The sequence below is a fragment of the Streptomyces sp. NPDC028289 genome (assembly GCF_055565975.1).
The window spans coordinates 714,360-731,332 of record NZ_JBVHTI010000008.1 but is presented as its reverse complement, the minus strand read 5'-3'; the positions used below and the strand labels follow the sequence as shown (position 1 = coordinate 731,332).

Here is a 16,973-nt window from a genome sequence, read left to right as displayed (position 1 = left end):
GGCGCCGTGCTCATCGCGCCCGTCCTACCGAAGATGAAGGACCATTTCGCGGGCGTGCCGGGCGTCGACGCGCTCGTCCCGGTCTCCCTGACGATTCCGGCGCTGTCCCTGGCGCTGCTGGCCCCCTTCGCGGGCGTCGTCGTCGACCGGCTCGGCCGTAAACGCCTGCTCGTCGTCGCCACCGTGCTGTACGCACTCGTCGGCACCGCACCGCTCTGGCTGGACTCGCTCGGCGCCATCGTCGCCAGCCGTGCCCTCGTCGGCGTCGTCGAAGCCGCCATCATGACCTGCTGCACCACACTGATCGGCGACTACTACTCCGGCAGACAACGCGACCGCTACCTCGCGATGCAGACCATGTGTGCCTCCATCGCCGCCACCGCCTTCTTCGTCCTGGGCGGCGCGGCCGGATCGGCCGGCTGGCGGGCTCCCTTCTGGGCCTACGCCGCGAGCCTGCTCCTCGCCCCCGCCATGGCCGCCTTCCTGCCCAGGCCTCCGCGGGCCCAGCCGGCCGCGCCCGCCGCCGAGCCCTCCGCAACCGCCGAGCCGGCCGGTCGGCGGGCCTTCCCCTGGCGGCCCCTGGCCGGCATCTGCGCACTGACCGTCTTCGGCGCCGTCATGTTCTACACCGTCCAGGTGGAGATGTCCTTCCTGCTGGACGACATGGGCGTGACCGACACCGGCGTCATCGGGCTGGCCATCGCGGCCTCCAGCGTCGCCACCGTGGTCGGCGCGATCGTCTTCACCAAGTCCGGCCGCAACCCGCTGTCCTGGCTGCCGTTCGCCTTCGGGCTGTGCGCCCTCGGTTTCGCGGTGCTCTGGATCGCCCCGAACCCCGTCGTGCTCACCGCCGGTGCCGTGATCAACTGCCTGGGCGGCGGCATCATGCTGCCGAGCCTGCTCACCCTCGCCCTCTCGAAGCTGGAGTACACCGACCGGGGCCGCGGCACCGGGCTGTGGATCGGATGCTTCTTCCTGGGCCAGTTCATCTGCCCGCTGGTGGTGCTCGCCCTCACCGCCGCCGTCGGCAGCCTGCCGAACGCGGTGGGCGTACTCGCCCTCGCCGGAGCACTCGGCGCCGCGGGGCTCGGAGCCGCCGTCCGTCGGCGATCGCCGGCAGTTGCCCCGGCACCGGCGGGACGGACCGTGCCCACGCCGGCAGTGGCCGAGGCCTCGCACGCCGGTGAGTCGTAGACCGTTCCGGTGAACATCCACTCACCCTTCCGTCCCGGACAGGCGACGGAAGGGTGGCGTCATTGCGGCGGCGCAATCCTGTACCCCGGCGTCTCCGGCAACCAGCAAACCCTTCTTCACAGGAGTACTCATCATGTCCACACCCGCTTCCGCCCGTCCGACGCCGGAGGGCGCGCCCGCCGTGGGCATGCCGAAACCGCCGTCCGACCCCGCCGCCCAACTCCAGTGGCTTGTCGACCGCGCGGCCATCGGCGACCTCCTCATCGAGTTCGCCCGCGCGCTGGACACGCAGGACTGGGACACGTACGTCTCCCTCTACGTGCCCGAGGGCAGCATGTCCCCGTCCGAGTCGATCCGGCTGGTGGGTCACGGGCAGCTGCGGGGCGTGGGCAGCAGCCGGCAGCTGGGCCGCTATCGGGGCACCTGGCACCTCAGCTCGAACCACGCCATCCACATCGACGGCGACACCGCCCGCACCCGTTCCTACCTCCTGGGCGTGCACATGCTCGGTGACGACACCTTCCGCCATGCGGACGGCGCCGGCTGGTACGACTGCACGCTGCGCCGCACGCCCGACGGCTGGCGGTTCGTCACGGTCCGCATCCACGAGGTGTGGAACGCGGGCGAGCCCCTGCCGCACGCGCCGCGGCCGTAAGAGCGTCCCGAACCCCGGAGAAAGAGCAACGTGACAACTCTTCGCTTCGACGTCCACGTCGAGCAGGACCCCGACCGCGTTTGGGCCGTGCTCACCGACGTGCACACGATCCCGCAGTGGTTCCCGGCCGTACGGGAGGCGCATTTCGACGGCGTCCATCGTCACCTGCGCACACCCGAGGGGATGCCGAAGTCTCTCGTCGTCACCAAGGACGACGAACTGCGACGGTTCCAGTACCGGTTCGTCGAGGGACTGCCCGAGCCGATCGACTTCCACCTCGGCACCATCGACGCCCTCCCCGACGGCGACGGCTCACGTGTGATCTACAGCCAGGAGATCCTTCCGGAGAGCCTGGCCCCGCTCGTCGAACGGGCGGTCGGCGCGGGAGTCGTGGGCATCGCCCGGTACTTCGCCACCCACCCCTGAGGACCGAACGACTCGTGCGGCGGCACACACAGATCGTGCCGGTCCGGCACCGGAGGACATCCCGGTGCCGGACCGGCCGGTCGGTGGCTGCGATCCGCTACTGCGGGACGATACGGAACTGCTGGTTGATGCTGGAGCTGGAGCTCCACTGGCCGACGTTGGAACCGCTGGTCGTGCGCCCGCCCCCGTCGACGTACAGCCCGCTGGTCCTGTTCTGCAGCTTGAGGTACGACGTGTCGGACGAGGCGATGGCCGGGGAGACCTGGATCCGGTCGAGGTTGGGGGCGTAGGCGGAGCTGTTGCCGAACTTGATGGTGTCGGATCCGGCGCTCAGGGTCACGTCGACCATCACGGTCCAGTAGTTGGACCACCCACCGGAGTTACGGAAGTACACGCGCTGCGCGGTGCCGCCGTTGACCGAGATGTCCGCGTACCGGTTGATGATGTTGTAGGTGTTGCCGCCGTCGCCGCGGTTGTCGCCGTTGGCGTGGGTGACGACCATGCGGTAGACGCCGGCGGTGGCGGCCGTGACGTTGTTGAACGTGGGCGTGTTGGCCGAGCCGTTGCCGAGCCAGTCGACGTACTTGCCGCCCGACGCCGCGGAGTCGGTCTCGATCGCCGCGGTGCCGCCGAGGGTGTTGCCCGAGGCCTCCGCCTCGTAGCTCGCGGTCGAACCGGACGTCGAGGTGGTCACGTCGATCGAGTCGACGGCGATGTTGTCGCTGTCGTCGCTGGTGTAGGCGCCGTAGTTGATCCGGTTGACGCCCTGGGAGAGGTACATCGTGACCGTCTTGGTCTTCCACGTGTTCCAGTCCGCCGTGCCGGGCAGCGACAGGTCGGTCAGCTTGGACCCGTTCACCGTCACCCGGGTGCTGCGGTCGGTGGGGGCGCCGCTGCTCGGTCCGGCCGAATAGCGCAGCGCCACGTCGTAGTAGCCGTTGCTGGGCGCGCTGACCACGAAGTTGGTGCTCGCGTTGCTCGAACCGGCGTAGCCGTCGACGTAGTAGGTGCCGGAGTAGCCGGTGTTGGAGCCGTAGGTCACCCGGACGCTGCCGCTGAGGTCGGCGTACTCGGCCTCGTACCGGGTGGGGACGTCCGCCGAGGAGGCGCTGGTGGCCGGCGTGATGATCATCTGGTAGGCGGAGGTCGCCGTCATGTTCGGGACGGTGACGGTGATCTGCCCGTTGCTGACGGGGTGGTCCCCTTCCTGCACGATGTACGGCCGGCCGGAGGCGGTGTCGGTCCCGGTGCTGTCGACGCCCTCGACGATGGCATGGACGGTGCTGCCGAGGTACGACGCGGAGCCGAACCCGCTGACGACGACATCGGTGCCGCCCGAGGTGCCGCCGAAGACGACCCGCGCCTGCTTCTTGGCGGAGTCGAGTGTCGCGACGCCCTGGAGCGAGCCGTTCTGGGTCGGCGGTGTGACGGTGACGGTGGTGCCGGTCATCTCGCCGTACCAGTTGTAGAGCCACCAGGCGCCGGTCGCCTGGTTGTTGTGGGTGGTCAGGCCGTTGAGCGTGCCCTCGCTGACCCAGTAGGCGAGGCCGCCGCTGACCTTGGTGTTCTCCAGCCGGGTGATCCACTGGATGCCGGGAGCGTGGCCGGGTGCCGATGCAAGGCGCGCCGGCAGACCATAGTCGCCCTGGATCACTCCCCCGTCGCGCCGAAGTTGCCGGTTCAGGTAGCCGGTGAGCGCACCGCGCCACGAGAATGTTTGAACTTTCAATTCAATGCCTGTAGCGTGCAGCCGTCGATACGTTTGAAACATCAAACGTATCGTTGCTCACCGAAAGGCAACATCGCAATGAAGTTCAGCAAGAAGAAGCGGCTGGGTGCGGCCATCGCCACGGGCGTGGCGTTCGCCGCGGTCGCCACCACGGCGATCGCGCAGACCGCCCAGTCGGCCGCCGCCAGTGAGCAGGATCAGCTGCAGGCGCTCTACCAGGCAGCCAAGGCGGAGGGTGGCAAGGTCACCGTCTACATCGGCGGCGACGCGCCCGGCCAGTGGGACTCGCTCTCCTCCGCCTTCACCCAGCAGTTTCCCGACGTGAAGCTTCACCTGGTCACCGACCTGAGCAAGTACCACGACGCGCGGATCGACAATCAGCTCGCCACGCACCATCTCGTCGCCGACGCCGCGATCCTGCAGACCTCACAGGACTTCGACCGCTGGAAGAAGCACGGCGCCCTGCTCAGGTACAAGCCGGTCGGCTGGGACGAGGTCTTCGCCAACGCCAAGGACAAGGACGGTTACTACACCGGCGTCTTCTATGGCGCCTTCTCGTACATCGTCAACACCAAGCAGCTCCCCGTGAAGCAGAGCGAGTTCAAGGGCACCGACCTGCTCAAGCCCGCCTACAAGGACAAGGTGATCCTGACCTATCCCAACGACGACGACGCCGTCCTGTTCGGATACAGGCAGATCGTCGACAAGTACGGCTGGAACTACCTGGCCAAGCTCGTCCAGCAGAACCCCGAGCTGATCCGCGGCGTCCCGGGTTCGGCGGCCGGCGTGGCGAGCGGCGACTATCTGGCCTCCGTCGCCGTGGGCGGCGACGCCCGGCCCAACGGCATGCAGGTCTTCTCCAGCACCGAGCGCTTCAACTCCTGGACGCAGCGCGGCGCCATCTTCAAGCAGGCCCCGCACAAGGCCGGCGCGAAGCTCTTCATGAGCTGGCTCAACTCCCAGGCCACACAGCAGAACGCCATCGCGACATGGACCTGGTCCGTGCGCAAGGACGTCGCCCCGCCGGCCGGCCTCAAGCCCCTGGCTTCGTACCACAACACCGACCCGAAGGCGTTCGTGAAGTTCATGTCCGACCGCGCGTCGGTCGAACGCTTCCGGTCCCAGGTCGAGCTGTACTTCGGCCAGGTCAAGGGCGCCGATCCCGGCGACCCGGACAATGCCCTGGGCCGCACCCCCGGCGGCTTCTGACAGCCACTCACAAGGAGAACGAGGACATGAAGACACAGGGCGTCACCTGGAACGCGGTCGTCACCGACGAATTCGACACGACCGTGGCCTTCTTCAAGGAGACCCTCGGCCTCAGCGCCGGCGTGGAGTTCCCCGGCTTCGCCATGTTCCCGCAGACGGACGGCGGCATCCTGGAGGTCTACGCCGAGGGCAACACCCCGGAGTACGGCTTCAACAACGGTGTCGTCTTCGGCTTCCGGGTCGGGGACATCGAGGCGGCCTCTGCCGAACTCGTCGCCTCTGGCGTTGAGCTGCTCGGTGAGATCAACCGCCTGGACACGGGCTACGCCTACCGTCACTTCCGTGGTCCGGAGGGCACGGTCTACGGCCTCAACGGGGACCCTCAGGACAGCACCACCGGGAACTGAGTCCGGCAGGATCACGCCACGGGCTCGAACCGGGTCGCCGGGAAGTCACGGGACCTCGAAAGGGCCGGTCCGCTCACCCCTCGGGAAGGGGGGCGGGCCGACGGCGTACTTACTGATCGTTTCAGATGGAGGATGAGCCGGACTCGTCGTCGAGTCACTGAAGTACCTGCGCGAAGTCACCGGCGTCGAGCAGACCGGCGAGCGCCTGGGTCATGCTGTCGATGCCAGGGTCACGAACTACCAATCCGTCAGAACACCAGAAGTAGCGGCCGCCCAGTTCCTCGCCTGTCTGGGACCACCTCTTCATCAGACGCTCGACCTCAGCGAGAGTGAACACGGTCGCGCTCAAGCGGGAGCCGTCTGTTGCCAGCCGTACCTCTGCGTCGACGTTGCAGACGGCATCCAGATCCTCACCTGCACTGGGCAAGAACGACGCCTCAAACCGATCTGTGCGGACGCGGTACCAGGGTTCATCCCAACCCTGCTCAATGACCTCGTTTCCTGCGTTGTTCACCCGGGGAGTATGTCGATCTGCCTCGGCGTGCTCAACCGGGTTCTCCGGCAGGCTTCGACTTCGTGACCGTGTCGGTGGCTTTCCGAGTGGCGGGTTGTTCATGCACGACGCGAGCGTCGTCAACGTCTACACCGTCGGCCCCCTGGTCCAGGGAGTGGGCGCCGTCTGCTGGGCGAGCCCGGAGGACCAGGCGCGGCACGAGGCGTTCGTACTCGCACCTGAGTACGGCGAGGTCGTGATCGACGACAACTACCAGCCGACCGCTCTCTTCGAGACCACTGCCCACGTCGTCGAGGCAGTGACGGAGAAGTACAGCATCGACCCCAGGCGGCGCTACACCACGGGACAGTCGATGGGCGCGATGCTCTCCCTCGACCTCAACATCAGGTACCCCGACCTCTTCGCGGCCGGCTACATCGTCGCCGGGCAGTGGCCCGACACCGAGGCCGCGCCGCTGGCGGACAAGAAGCTCTGGATCCTCGTCTCGCAGGACGGCACGAAGGCGTATCCCGGCGAGAACGCCATCACCGACGTTATCAGGGCCGAGGGGACCAAGGTCGGAACCGCCGTGTGGGACGCGGGATCCACCGCCGCCCAGTTCGCGGCAGACGTACGCAACCTGGAGAAGCAGAAGGCGCCCGTGAACTACGCCGTCTTCCAGACGGGGACGGTCACCGGCACGACCGGTGCGACGAACGCGCACATGGGCACCTGGCAGATCGCCTACGCGATACCCGGAGTCCGGGACTGGATCATGAAGCAGTCTCTGTGAGCCCACCAAGCCCTCCGCCGCACCAGAAGGGGCCGTCCCACGTCGGGGACGGCCCGGCGGGAGATCTCCTCGCTCCCGGTGGAGCCTTCCCCGTCCGGGGGTACCCCGATGTCTTCGGCAACGGGAAACGAGGGTGCGTCGGGCCAGGCAACCCGGGCAGCATGGCCGGATGGCCGACCTGCTGTGGGACGACGTGAAGCGCCTCTTCGACCTTGACCTCATGGGGTCGTTGCCTGACGTGCATGTCCCGAATGCCTCGGTGGAGGAATGGCAGGAGGTCCTCGATCTTGTCGCGGAGAAGGGCTGGAAGTGCCAGTACTCCGAGGGAGAGACGGTGCTTCCGGTGCCCCGGGCGGAGTACATGCTGTCCCGTCCGGCGCATACCGAGTACCCGGAGCTGAGGGTCTGGCCGACGGCTGGTGTGCTGGCGATCTTCCGCTTCTGTGCCGACGACGAAATCGACTTCGATGTCGATCTGTGGGAGTTGCAGGGCCAGGATCGACTCGACGTGCTCTGCGGCTTCCTCCGGGAGATCGGGCGGCGGTTGCGCAAGCCCGTGCTGCTGGCCCCGGAAGGCGCCGAACGCCATCCGGTGCTCGGCTTCGACGTCGAAGCCGACCGAGTCGTCCTCCTCGCGGACCCGCTGGACGGGTGACCACGGCCGGCGACTGCGGCTCGTAGGTCGAAGGCTCCATCACGGAGCATCGCGACCAGGACGTCGCCCCGGTGCCTGTCGAGGCAGATCAGAGGCTGAGCTCGGTGTTGACCCGGGGTGCTCTTCTTCCCGTAGTGGGCCAGGGAGGGATTACCCACGGCCGCGAACACGGCGAGGAACAAGCCATCTTGAGCTGCTCGCCGCCTCGTCGGGACGACTGTTCGCGGCGGATCGGGAGCCCGGGTCCCGGGTCCCGGGTGCGAGTCCTGGGTCCGGCCTCACGAGTGGAGGTCGAGTCGGAGCCGGCAGGTGCCAGCGGGCCTTGGAGGGTTCCTCGGCTCGGGCGCGGGTGCCGGCGAGCCGGTAGGAGTGGGTGCACCCGTTCCCGCTCGATCGCGGACGCCGGTCGGGCCGCACGAACGCCAACCGCCGGCCGCCGCCTCCGGCGGCTCTCCGCCCGCCCGGCAACCCGGCCGAGGGCTCGGGACGGATCGCGCACACCGGTGTCGGTGAAGTCCGAACTCATGGTCATGTGGGCACAGTTGAGGACCGCCCGACGCCACCGCCGCCGAGAAACCTCTTGATCCGTGCACCTGGCATGTAGATGCTTCATACCGATCAACCCACCGAATACGGAGGCACATCCATGAGACCGACGCGCGCCGCGATGCTGGTCGCCGCGGCCATTCTGACGCCCGCCCTTCTCTTCACAGCACCGGCCTTCGCCGCCGACGCGTCCACGCCGACCACGCCCGTCACCACCACGCCTGCCACAGCCTGCCCAGACGTCTCGACCGGCACCGGGACCCCCGTCGACGAGCTGACGGACGACCAAGTCAGGGCCGCGATCCAGGACATCCTCACGGACGACAACGCCGGGACGGGCGTGCTGCGCGAGGCCGACAAAGCGCTGAGCGGCACGGCAGAGGACATGCGTGCCTTCCTGGAGACGGGATGCCGCATCGCCCAGGCCGAGGACGACTCCGTCGCGGTCGCCCATGTCCTCGCCGTGGCCACCCAGAACGGTGACAAGCGGGTGATCAAGGCGGCCAACGCCGCCCTCGACGCCAACACCCCGGAAGCGCTGCGTGCCTTCCTGGAGACGGGGTACGCCCAGGCCCAGGTCGAGGACGACTCCGTGGCCGTGGCACACATCCTGTATCTGGCCACGCAGAACGGTGACAAGAGGGTGACAGCGGAGGCCAACGCCGCACTCGATGCCGGTACCGCCGAAGCCCTGAGCTACTTCCGGTGGACCGGATACCGGCTCGCGCAGGCTGAGGACGACCGCGTGTACATCATCCACATGCTCACGGACCCGAACATCAGCGACGCCATGTACGACGCGATCCAGGCGGTCCTCGACGACGGCAGCCCAGAAGCCCTCCGGTACTTCCGCACCGTCGGCCAGTACGAGATCGACAGCTGAGCACGGCACAGCCGCGGGGACCCGACCAAACGGGCCGGCCCCGCGTCGCCCGCGGCCTGGCCCGGCAACGTGGCAGACGCGGGTCCTGGGGCGTGTCCGAGGGGTCGTCGCGTGAGAGGTTGACTGGTAGGCCGTTCGGTCCGGTGCGGGGCGGGGTGATCCGGCAGATGCGGAGTGGACCCGGCGTGGCGTGATGTGCCGACGCAGGCCGCCCGTGTGTTCCTCACTGCGAGAGAGGCCAGGGTCGGCAAAGCGGCGAAGCCGGCGGGGAAGACGAGGTCGTGTTCGAGGACCAGGCGATATCCCGGCTGCTCCCACGCTTCGGGGTCGTCCTCGCGCTCCAACCGTTGCGGAAGCGCTGGGACGCGATCGACGTCCTCGCAGCAGTCGTGCATCCGCGTCCGGACAAGCGACTTGCAAGCTGAGTGGTGGACCGAGGGCGCCACTGGTCCCTCCCGCCGGACAGCGCCACCGCCCCGGCTCCCGCCAGGACCTGTGCAAGAGGCCACCTGAACAGGGAAATTGCAACTTCGACATGGCTCGCAGAGGCAGCTACCTTCATCTGGTCTTCGGTGGTCGCCCACGGTCGCACAGGGGTTCCTTCCGGCTGGGCCGGCCGCGACGGGATGAGTCGGTCACGTCCCACGCGCCCTCGCCCTCGCCCCCATGCGTGAGCCACCGAACCGGGTTCACGCCAGGCAGCCCCAACCAGGGAGAGACGCATGCCCCATCTTGCGCTGTACACATTCGGCGTCCTGAAGTCACCTCTCGCCGATCCCGCGCCTCTCACGCGCGAGTTCTACGAGACCGGTGAGGCCGTCTACCGGAAGATCAGCCAGCACCCCGGGTACCTCGCGCATGCTGAAGCGGCGGACGCTGACCGGGGCATGCTCTTCGAGGCGGACTGGGGTGCATGGGGAGAGTTCGCCGTACCGACCTGGTACGGCAAGGGCCATACGGTGGAAACCACCGCCCTGGCCGCGACCCTCTCGCTCTGGACCGACCTGCGTCCCGCCTTCGACGCCGTCTACACCGGTCTGCACCGCGAGGCGCTGAACAGGCGTTACGACTGGTTCGAGAGGACAGGGCACCCGAACTACGTGTTCTGGTGGGTCTTCGACGGCGTGATACCCACCTGGCGGGACGGGGTCTCCAGGCTGGAGCACCTCCACGACCACGGCTCCGCGCGGCACGCCTTCACCTTCCACGACCCGTTCGCCCCGGACGGAACTTCGACCAGGTTCAAAGGCATCGGGCCGAAGGGCGACCAGGTTCGCTGACAAGGAAGCCCGAACGACTGGATCCGGGGTCCGCCCGCCGCCTGTGGGTCCTGTCCGAGGAACTGACCGGCGTCACCTTCCCCGACCGACGGCGCACCGCGCGGGCTGCTCAAGTCGGGCAGTCCGGGCGCCGATGATCTCCGTGGAATGGTCGTTGTCGAGAAGGGCTGGACACTGTGACGTCAGCATCGGTCGGGCGGTCGCTGGACGTGCTCGCGGTCGCCGTCGACGAACTGCGGGCCGGGCGGCCGGTCGTCGTGGTCGACGACGAGGACCGGGAGAACGAGGGCGACCTGGTCATGGCCGCCGAGTTCGCCACCACCCAGGCCATGGGGTTCTTCGTCCGCTGGACCAGCGGGCTGATCTGCACGCCCATGGCCGCGGAGATCGCCGACCGGCTGGAACTACCGCTGATGGTCACCCCCGCCCCGGGCACCGGCATCGACACGACCGCCTACACCGTGTCCGTGGACGCGCTCGGCACCGGCTCCGGCATCTCGGCCGCCGACCGGGCTCTGACTGCACGCACCCTGGCCGACCCCACCACCCGGCCCGACCAACTGGTCCGCCCCGGGCACGTGTTCCCGCTGCGGGCCCGCCCCGCAGGCGTCGCCGAGCGGCGCGGCCACACCGAGGCCACCGTCGACCTGCCCGTCGGGGTGGCCACGGCCAGCCCCCGCCGCTTCGTGACCGCCGTCCTGGACAGCCTGGGCCTGCTGGAGCACTTGGACGTCGTGGTGTGCGGGGAGGACGTGGTACGGGCCAAGCCCGCACCGGACGCCTACCTGCGCGCGGCCGCCGGCCTCCGCTTCGCGCCGTCCGACTGCCTGGCCGTCGAGGACTCCCCCCACGGCATCCGCTCGGCTGCCGCCGCCGGCATGCGCGTCCTGGCCATCCCCCGCCACGGCATGCGCCTGCCGGCCGACGTCGCCTCGCTGCCCGCCGCGCACGCACGAACCGCGACCGACGCCCTGCCCCTGCTGAGCCGGTTCCTCACACCTCGTCCTGCACCCGCCGGAAACCGGTCGCCGGTCCTGTGACGGTCCGAGGCGAACCGGCACCGCCGGCTGCGGCGCCGCGTCACTCCCCAGGACAAGTGGTGCCGGGCAGGTTCCGTCTCGGGGCACCCGACCGCTGCTGCTCCGCCGTACAGGCACCGTCCGGAAGCACCAGCCGGCAGGTGTCCCCCGGCGCCACGCGGACCGCGCGGTCCGGCAGCCGGATGGCGATCGGCGAACAGTCCGAGGCGGGCACCAGCATCTCCAGCCCTCCGCGCTTCAGGCGCAGCCGTACGCCCCAGTGCCCCCGGTAGCGGAGGGACACCGCGTACGACGACAGCTCCGGCAGCGGCACCGGGTCGAGCCAGAGCGCCCCGTCGCGGGTCTCCAGGCCGGTGAGCCCGCGCTGGACGAGGTCGAGGGTGCCCGCCATCGCGCCGAGGTGGATCCCCTCTCCGGTGGTGCCGCCCTGGACGTCGGCAATGTCGCCCCGCAGTGCCTCCTGGACGAACCTCCACGCGTCCGCGCGCCGGGCCCGGGCCAGCACCCAGCCGTGGACCAGGCCGCTGAGGGTGGAGCCGTGGCTGGTGCGGCGGAGGTAGTAGTCGACCGTGCGGGCCCAGATCCCGTCGTCCAGTGTGTAGCCCAACCGCCGGAAGAGCGACCGGAGTTCGGCCGGGGAGAAGAGGTACCCGAGCATCAGGACGTCGGCCTGTTTGGACGCCTTGTAGCGGTTGACGGTGTCGCCCTCCGCCTCCAGGATCCGGTCGAGGCGGCGGATGTCGCCGTACCGCGCACGGTAGCCGTCCCAGTCGAGTTCGGCGAGGTCGCCGTAGCCCTCGAACTGGCCGATGACGCCCTCGTGGAAGGGGACGTGGAGGGTGTGCGACACCTCCTCCCAGTGTCCCGGCTCACCGTCGTCGAGGCCGATCCGGCCGGCGAGTTCACGGCGTCGTGGCTCGGGCAGCCTCCGCAGCAGTTCCAGGGCCCGGGTGAGGACCCAGGCGGCGGTGACGTTGGTGTAGGTGTTGTCGTCGAGGCCGGGCTCCGGTGCGTCCGGGTAGGCGTCGTGGTACTCGTCGGGGCCGACCACTCTCCGGATGCGATACCGGCCGAGCCGGTCGTCCCAGGTGGCCGAGTCGGCCCAGAAGCGGGCGATCTGCAGGAGTGTCTCGGCGCCCTCGGTGTCCCGGAAGCCGGTGTCGCCGCTCGCCTCGCAGTACTGCCACACGTTGTACGCGACCGCCGAGCCGACGTGCCACTGCAGCCGCGAGTGGTCCGGGAGCCAGCGCCCCGAGCGGGGGTTGAGGTGCAGTTCCTGGGACTCCTCGCGGCCGTCGCTGCCGCTCTGCCACGGGTACAGCGCACCGCGCCGGCCCAGCGCGCGGGCGGCCGCGCGGGCCTGGTCGAGACGCCGGTAACGGTAGCGGAGCAGGGCCCGGGAGACCTCCGGGAAGTGCAGGTTCAGGAAGGGCAGCACGAACAGCTCGTCCCAGAAGACGTGCCCCCGGTACGCCTCCCCGTGCAGGCCCCGGGCCGGCACGCCCACGTCCAGGTCCGCCGTGTGCGGGGAGAGGGTCTGCAGTACATGGAAGAGATGCAGCCGCAGAATACGTCCGGCCCGGCCGGGGACGTCCAACTCGGCTCGCCGCCAGAGGTTTTCCCATGCCGTCCGGTGGGATGCGAGGAGAGTGCCGAAGCCGGGAGCGGCGCCGGCACGGTCGACGGCGGCCCGCAGGGGGTCGCCGATCGCGGGGTCGCGCGAGGTGTGGACGGCCGCGATCTTGTCGACGACGACGCCACGTCCGGGCGTGAGCCCGAGCCGGAGGCGCTGTACGGCTCGGAGCGGCTCGGGGGTCGCCTCGGTGATCCGCGCGTCGGTCACCAGCCGGGCCGCCATGCCGATGCGGATGCCGGAGGTGCTGGTGCGGCAGCGCAGCCACACCGTGTCCGGGGCCGCCACTCCGCCTTGCACGTGGGTCAGATGACAGCCGTCGAGGCCGCGGTAGCGCGCCACCCCGGCGTTGGTGACACTCCCGTCGAGGGCGGCCTCGACCTCCAGCTCCCCGGCGTAGCTCTCGGCGGTGAACTCGGTGCGCAGGGCGGCCAGATGCGGGTCGGCCATGTGGACGACGCGCTGCTGACGGACGTAGAGCACTCCGCCGTCGCCGAGGGCGAAGCGGGTTCGGCGCTCCAGGAGGCCGGTGGCGAGGCGCAGGACCTGCCGGTGGTCGAGCACCGTGGCGGTGTCCGGGGTGAGCCAGTCCCCGCCCGGCAGCCGGAACCGGAGCGGCAGCCAGTTCGGGAGGTTGACCATGTCCTCGTTCTCGACCCGGTGTCCCGCCACGTCCGAGGGGAGCCGGTTGTAGCAGCCGGCCGCGTAGGTGCCGGGGTAGTGCACGTCGTCGGCGGTGCACTCGGGCAGGGCGCCCCGGGTGGCGAAGCAGCCGTTGCCCAGCGTGCACAGCGACTCACGCAGCCGTTCGTCGGCGGGCAGGTAGCCCTCGTACTCCCATGTCCAGCCGCTCACTTCGGCTCCCTCCCGGGGGAATGGGCTGGGCGGGTCGCCCGCCTAGGCGTGTGCCGACAGGTGCAACGATCACTCCGTCTGCGGTACGACCGCCACCGGGCACTCCGCTCGGTGCAGCAGTGTGTGGGCCACCCGGCCGAGTTGGAGACCGGCGTGTCCGTGCCGACGCCTTGCGCCCACGACGACGAGGTCGGCGGCGGCCGAGCGGTCCACCAGGATCCGGTGGGCCGGCCCCTCGGCCGTCACACTGCGAACCCTGACCTTCGGATGGGCGGCCATGGCTTCGCCGAGCACCGCGTCGAGCAGCGCCGACGCCTTTCCCTCGTGCCGGCGGGCGACCTCCGCGAGCGCCAGACGGTTGCCGACCTCGTGGGCGGGGCAACGCCAGGCCCGGACGGCGTACAGGACGGATGCGCGGGCCTCGGCCTCACGGAAGGCGAACCGTACGGCCTCGTTCGCGGTGACGGGCTCATCCGCGCCCAGCAGGATCCGTTCGTGGCCGCCGGCCAGGGCGGTCCTGTCGCCCCGGACGACGATCACCGGGCAGTGTGCCTTGGCCGCCACGGCCAGGCCGACCGACCCGAGGAGCAGTCCGGTCAGTTCGCTCCGGCCGCGGGACCCGGTGACCAGGGCATGCGCGTTGTCGCCTTCGCGCAGGAGGGCGTACACCGCGTCGTCGGGGAGGATGTCGGTGGTGACCTTCACGTCCGGGCAGCGCTGTGCGGCGCGCTCGGCCGCGGAGGCGACGATGTGTTCGGCCAGGACGCGTTCCGAGGGGCGTTCCGTGCCGTCCGACGGCACCCCGGCCTCGTAGCGCTCCCAGCGGGAGGCGTACACCAGCCGCAGCGGAAGGTCGTGGCGGGCGGCCTCGTCCACCGCCCAGTCGACCGCGAGCAGGCTCCCGTCCGATCCGTCGACGCCTACGACCAGGGGAGGTGTCATCGTCCCCACCGCCTTTCGTCGGACTGCCACGTCGTGCAGCAGGGGGCTCCGATGTCACCGTGCCACCTTCCGGCGACGGGTTGGAGGGGCCACTCGGCCCGTTCGGGTGCCCGGTCAGCCCCTGTCGGCGTGGAGCAGCGCGCCGGACGCTGGGCGCGGGCCCACCGGAGGGGAGGGCTCTCGGTACGACCCGTCTGTGCACGGGTCACGGCCTTGAAGGAGGCTCGGACATGAAGCCCACGAAGGTCGGCGCCGTCATGGTCACCGACGTCGTCACGGCTGGGTACGGTACGCCGTTCAAGGAACTGGTGCGGCTCCTGGAGGAGCGCCGCATCAGCGGCCTTCCGGTGGTCGACGAGGACGGCAAGGTGATCGGCGTGGTCTCCGGGACCGACCTCATGATGCACCAGACCCGGGACCCCGGGCACGACCACACGCACGCCGTGGGCCGCGGCGCCCGGCGTGCGGCCGACAAGAGCAACGCGACCACGGCGGGCGGTGTCATGTCGGCGCCCGCCGTCACCGTCCGCTCCGATGCCACGGTCACCGAGGCGGCGCGGCTGATGGCCGGCCACCGTGTCGAACGCCTGCCTGTGGTCGACGCGGAGGGCCGGCTGGTCGGCATCGTCACCCGCGGCGACCTGCTCCGGGTCTTCCTGCGTTCCGACGACGAGATCGTGCGGGAGGTCCGGCAGGAGGTCCTCGGCAACACCCTCTGGCTGGCCCCTCACACCGTCGAGGTCGCGGCCCAGGACGGCGTGGTCACCCTCACCGGCCGGCTGGAACGGCGCAGTGAGATCCCCGTCGCGGTCGGCATGACGCGCCGGCTGGACGGTGTCGTCGATGTCGTCGACCGCCTCTCCTACCGGTTCGACGACAAGCACCTGCGGCCGACCGAGCAGAAGCTCCACGGGGTGGCCGACGACTGGCTCCGCAGGCTCTGACGGTGGCACCGCACACGGGTCCGGCGCTCTCCCCGGGGAGAGCGCCGGACCCGTGTTCAGCAGTGCACCGATGTCCGGTGGTCGGACGGCTTCGGCCGGTACGGTTCTCGCGGAGCCGGTCCGTGCCGCCTGCGGTTGCGCAGCCGGGCGGTCAGGGCGTCGAACGCCGTGGTGAACACCGCGGTGAGGATCGCCGTCATGGCCAGCGCCAGCACCAGCAGGACGGAGAAGCGCTCCCAGAACTCCGGTGTGAGGCTTGTGCCCACTGTCATCGCCCTCCCTGATCGGGGTCGTTCCCCTCACTCCCAGCCAACTCCGACGCCTCTCGTGAGGCATGAGCCGGACGGCCCGGAGCACGGCCCTGGGCGTCCTTGCCGTGGGGGGCCGTGGAGCCCGGGGCCGCCGGGCCCGCGATGCACCCGCGCCCGAGGCCGAACGACCCCTTGCCGGGCCCGGGCGGCCCGTGGCGGCCGGGTCCGCCCGGACCCACCCTGGGAGCAGGGCCCCTCGGCCCCGCCCGTCCTTCGGAGGAGGAGACCATGCCCGGCAAACCGCACACCGTGAGCGACGTGATGACCCGTACCGTCGCCGCGATCGGCCGCGACGCGCCGTTCAAGGACGTCGTCACCCTGATGACGGAGTGGAAGGTCAGCGCCCTGCCCGTGCTGGAGGGCGACGGCCGGGTCATCGGTGTCGTCTCCGAGGCCGATCTCCTCCCGAAGGAGGAGTTCCGGGACAGCGACCCGGACCGGTTCACCCAGCGGCAGCGCCTCGACGATCTGGCGAAGGCCGGCGCGGTGACCGCCGGGGAGCTGATGAGCACGCCCGCCGTGACCGTGCACCCGAACGCCACGCTCGCCCAGGCGGCGCGCATCATGGCCCAGCGCAGGGTCAAGCGGCTGCCCGTCGTCAACGACGAAAGCCTGCTCGAAGGCGTTGTCAGCCGCTCGGACCTGCTGAAGGTCTTCCTGCGCGGCGACGAGGAACTCGCCGAGGAGGTACGGCACGAGGTCGTCGACCGCCTCTTCCCGCTGTCGGCCGACCACATTCAGGTCGAGGTAGCCGAAGGCGCCGTCACCCTCACCGGATGGGTCGAGGACAACGGTCTGGCCGCCGTGGCCGAGCGGCTGGCCCGGGCTGTCGAGGGCGTGGTCGACGTCCACTGCTGCCTGGTCCCGGCGTCCACGCGGAGCGACCCCGGATGACGGGGCAGGACACACGGGATCATCGCCGCGTCGCACCCGTCGACGGCGGACACAGCGGTGTGCGCGGCCGGTGAGCACCGGCCG

Annotated in this window: 18 protein-coding genes; 13 read left to right on the top strand and 5 right to left on the bottom strand. The window is 70.1% G+C overall.

The genetic code is table 11. The features are described 5' to 3' along the window. From ACZ4UV_RS39860 to ACZ4UV_RS39850, 3 genes are all read left to right on the top strand, one after another. Window positions 1-1,194: MFS transporter (locus ACZ4UV_RS39860; RefSeq protein WP_467844778.1), on the top strand; the 1,194-nt coding region annotated here is incomplete at its 5' end. Between the two features lie 133 nt (window positions 1,195-1,327). After that, complete coding sequence (locus tag ACZ4UV_RS39855; RefSeq protein WP_451023250.1) at window positions 1,328-1,849, top strand: nuclear transport factor 2 family protein; 522 nt, start codon at window positions 1,328-1,330, stop codon at window positions 1,847-1,849. Between the two features lie 30 nt (window positions 1,850-1,879). Continuing rightward, window positions 1,880-2,275: an SRPBCC family protein gene (locus ACZ4UV_RS39850; protein WP_467844777.1), complete on the top strand. Its 396-nt coding sequence runs from the start codon at window positions 1,880-1,882 to the stop codon at window positions 2,273-2,275. 97 nt (window positions 2,276-2,372) lie between these two features. On the opposite strand, the gene ACZ4UV_RS39845 is transcribed toward ACZ4UV_RS39850, so the two are convergent. Beyond that, the gene (locus ACZ4UV_RS39845) at window positions 2,373-4,004 is read right to left on the bottom strand and encodes an RICIN domain-containing protein (RefSeq protein ID WP_467844775.1); all 1,632 of its coding nucleotides are present in this window, start codon (window positions 4,002-4,004) and stop codon (window positions 2,373-2,375) included. Window positions 4,005-4,082: 78 nt separating this feature from the next. Here ACZ4UV_RS39845 and ACZ4UV_RS39840 point away from each other — a divergent pair, with 78 nt between their 5' ends. Together ACZ4UV_RS39840 and ACZ4UV_RS39835 are read left to right on the top strand one after the other, a co-directional pair. Then, entirely contained in the window at window positions 4,083-5,213 is a 1,131-nt protein-coding gene (locus ACZ4UV_RS39840) for an ABC transporter substrate-binding protein (protein WP_467844772.1), read from the top strand. A 26-nt stretch (window positions 5,214-5,239) separates the two neighbouring features. After that, entirely contained in the window at window positions 5,240-5,620 is a 381-nt protein-coding gene (locus ACZ4UV_RS39835) for a VOC family protein (RefSeq protein ID WP_467844769.1), read from the top strand. A 154-nt stretch (window positions 5,621-5,774) separates the two neighbouring features. Here ACZ4UV_RS39835 and ACZ4UV_RS39830 read toward each other — a convergent pair whose 3' ends face one another. After that, the gene (locus ACZ4UV_RS39830; RefSeq protein ID WP_467844766.1) at window positions 5,775-6,134 is read right to left on the bottom strand and encodes a hypothetical protein; all 360 of its coding nucleotides are present in this window, start codon (window positions 6,132-6,134) and stop codon (window positions 5,775-5,777) included. 100 nt (window positions 6,135-6,234) lie between these two features. On the opposite strand from ACZ4UV_RS39830, the gene ACZ4UV_RS39825 reads away from it, so the two are divergent. The 6 genes from ACZ4UV_RS39825 to ACZ4UV_RS39800 all read left to right on the top strand — a co-directional run bounded on the left by ACZ4UV_RS39825 (window position 6,235) and on the right by ACZ4UV_RS39800 (window position 11,310). Beyond that, window positions 6,235-6,906 carry a carboxylesterase family protein gene (locus ACZ4UV_RS39825; RefSeq protein ID WP_467844763.1) on the top strand — a complete coding sequence of 224 codons (672 nt, stop codon included), beginning with the start codon at window positions 6,235-6,237 and terminating at the stop codon, window positions 6,904-6,906. Window positions 6,907-7,075: 169 nt separating this feature from the next. Beyond that, window positions 7,076-7,561, top strand: coding sequence for a hypothetical protein (locus tag ACZ4UV_RS39820; protein ID WP_467844760.1), 486 nt, complete (start codon window positions 7,076-7,078; stop codon window positions 7,559-7,561). Between the two features lie 646 nt (window positions 7,562-8,207). After that, a complete protein-coding gene (locus tag ACZ4UV_RS39815) occupies window positions 8,208-8,990 on the top strand; it encodes an ALF repeat-containing protein (protein ID WP_451021554.1) in 783 nt (260 codons plus the stop codon). A 281-nt stretch (window positions 8,991-9,271) separates the two neighbouring features. Further along, on the top strand, window positions 9,272-9,415 hold the full coding sequence (locus ACZ4UV_RS39810; RefSeq protein ID WP_467844757.1) for a hypothetical protein: 144 nt from the start codon (window positions 9,272-9,274) through the stop codon (window positions 9,413-9,415). 297 nt (window positions 9,416-9,712) lie between these two features. Beyond that, window positions 9,713-10,270 (top strand): DUF3291 domain-containing protein, encoded by a 558-nt coding sequence (locus ACZ4UV_RS39805; protein ID WP_467844756.1) that lies wholly within the window; start codon window positions 9,713-9,715, stop codon window positions 10,268-10,270. 176 nt (window positions 10,271-10,446) lie between these two features. Further along, window positions 10,447-11,310: an HAD-IA family hydrolase gene (locus tag ACZ4UV_RS39800; RefSeq protein ID WP_467844753.1), complete on the top strand. Its 864-nt coding sequence runs from the start codon at window positions 10,447-10,449 to the stop codon at window positions 11,308-11,310. A gap of 40 nt (window positions 11,311-11,350) precedes the next feature. On the opposite strand, the gene ACZ4UV_RS39795 is transcribed toward ACZ4UV_RS39800, so the two are convergent. Together ACZ4UV_RS39795 and ACZ4UV_RS39790 are read right to left on the bottom strand one after the other, a co-directional pair. Next, entirely contained in the window at window positions 11,351-13,798 is a 2,448-nt protein-coding gene (locus ACZ4UV_RS39795; RefSeq protein ID WP_451021557.1) for a glycoside hydrolase family 65 protein, read from the bottom strand. A gap of 69 nt (window positions 13,799-13,867) precedes the next feature. Then, window positions 13,868-14,740, bottom strand: coding sequence for a universal stress protein (locus ACZ4UV_RS39790; RefSeq protein WP_451021558.1), 873 nt, complete (start codon window positions 14,738-14,740; stop codon window positions 13,868-13,870). A gap of 230 nt (window positions 14,741-14,970) precedes the next feature. Between ACZ4UV_RS39790 and ACZ4UV_RS39785 the strand changes: the two genes are divergently transcribed. Further along, complete coding sequence (locus ACZ4UV_RS39785; RefSeq protein WP_467844748.1) at window positions 14,971-15,684, top strand: CBS domain-containing protein; 714 nt, start codon at window positions 14,971-14,973, stop codon at window positions 15,682-15,684. A 56-nt stretch (window positions 15,685-15,740) separates the two neighbouring features. On the opposite strand, the gene ACZ4UV_RS39780 is transcribed toward ACZ4UV_RS39785, so the two are convergent. Continuing rightward, the gene (locus ACZ4UV_RS39780; RefSeq protein ID WP_390041677.1) at window positions 15,741-15,956 is read right to left on the bottom strand and encodes a hypothetical protein; all 216 of its coding nucleotides are present in this window, start codon (window positions 15,954-15,956) and stop codon (window positions 15,741-15,743) included. A gap of 267 nt (window positions 15,957-16,223) precedes the next feature. Here ACZ4UV_RS39780 and ACZ4UV_RS39775 point away from each other — a divergent pair, with 267 nt between their 5' ends. After that, on the top strand, window positions 16,224-16,889 hold the full coding sequence (locus tag ACZ4UV_RS39775; RefSeq protein WP_467844745.1) for a CBS domain-containing protein: 666 nt from the start codon (window positions 16,224-16,226) through the stop codon (window positions 16,887-16,889). Window positions 16,890-16,973: the final 84 nt, after the last annotated feature.

Coding starts and splice junctions, on each gene's coding strand:
- ACZ4UV_RS39790 (WP_451021558.1), bottom strand. CDS start 14,740: ATGACACCTCCCCTGGTCGTAGGCGTCGACGGATCGGACGGGAGCCTG.
- ACZ4UV_RS39785 (WP_467844748.1), top strand. CDS start 14,971: ATGAAGCCCACGAAGGTCGGCGCCGTCATGGTCACCGACGTCGTCACG.
- ACZ4UV_RS39775 (WP_467844745.1), top strand. CDS start 16,224: ATGCCCGGCAAACCGCACACCGTGAGCGACGTGATGACCCGTACCGTC.
- ACZ4UV_RS39780 (WP_390041677.1), bottom strand. CDS start 15,956: ATGACAGTGGGCACAAGCCTCACACCGGAGTTCTGGGAGCGCTTCTCC.
- ACZ4UV_RS39840 (WP_467844772.1), top strand. CDS start 4,083: ATGAAGTTCAGCAAGAAGAAGCGGCTGGGTGCGGCCATCGCCACGGGC.
- ACZ4UV_RS39815 (WP_451021554.1), top strand. CDS start 8,208: ATGAGACCGACGCGCGCCGCGATGCTGGTCGCCGCGGCCATTCTGACG.
- ACZ4UV_RS39805 (WP_467844756.1), top strand. CDS start 9,713: ATGCCCCATCTTGCGCTGTACACATTCGGCGTCCTGAAGTCACCTCTC.
- ACZ4UV_RS39835 (WP_467844769.1), top strand. CDS start 5,240: ATGAAGACACAGGGCGTCACCTGGAACGCGGTCGTCACCGACGAATTC.
- ACZ4UV_RS39825 (WP_467844763.1), top strand. CDS start 6,235: ATGCACGACGCGAGCGTCGTCAACGTCTACACCGTCGGCCCCCTGGTC.
- ACZ4UV_RS39855 (WP_451023250.1), top strand. CDS start 1,328: ATGTCCACACCCGCTTCCGCCCGTCCGACGCCGGAGGGCGCGCCCGCC.
- ACZ4UV_RS39820 (WP_467844760.1), top strand. CDS start 7,076: ATGGCCGACCTGCTGTGGGACGACGTGAAGCGCCTCTTCGACCTTGAC.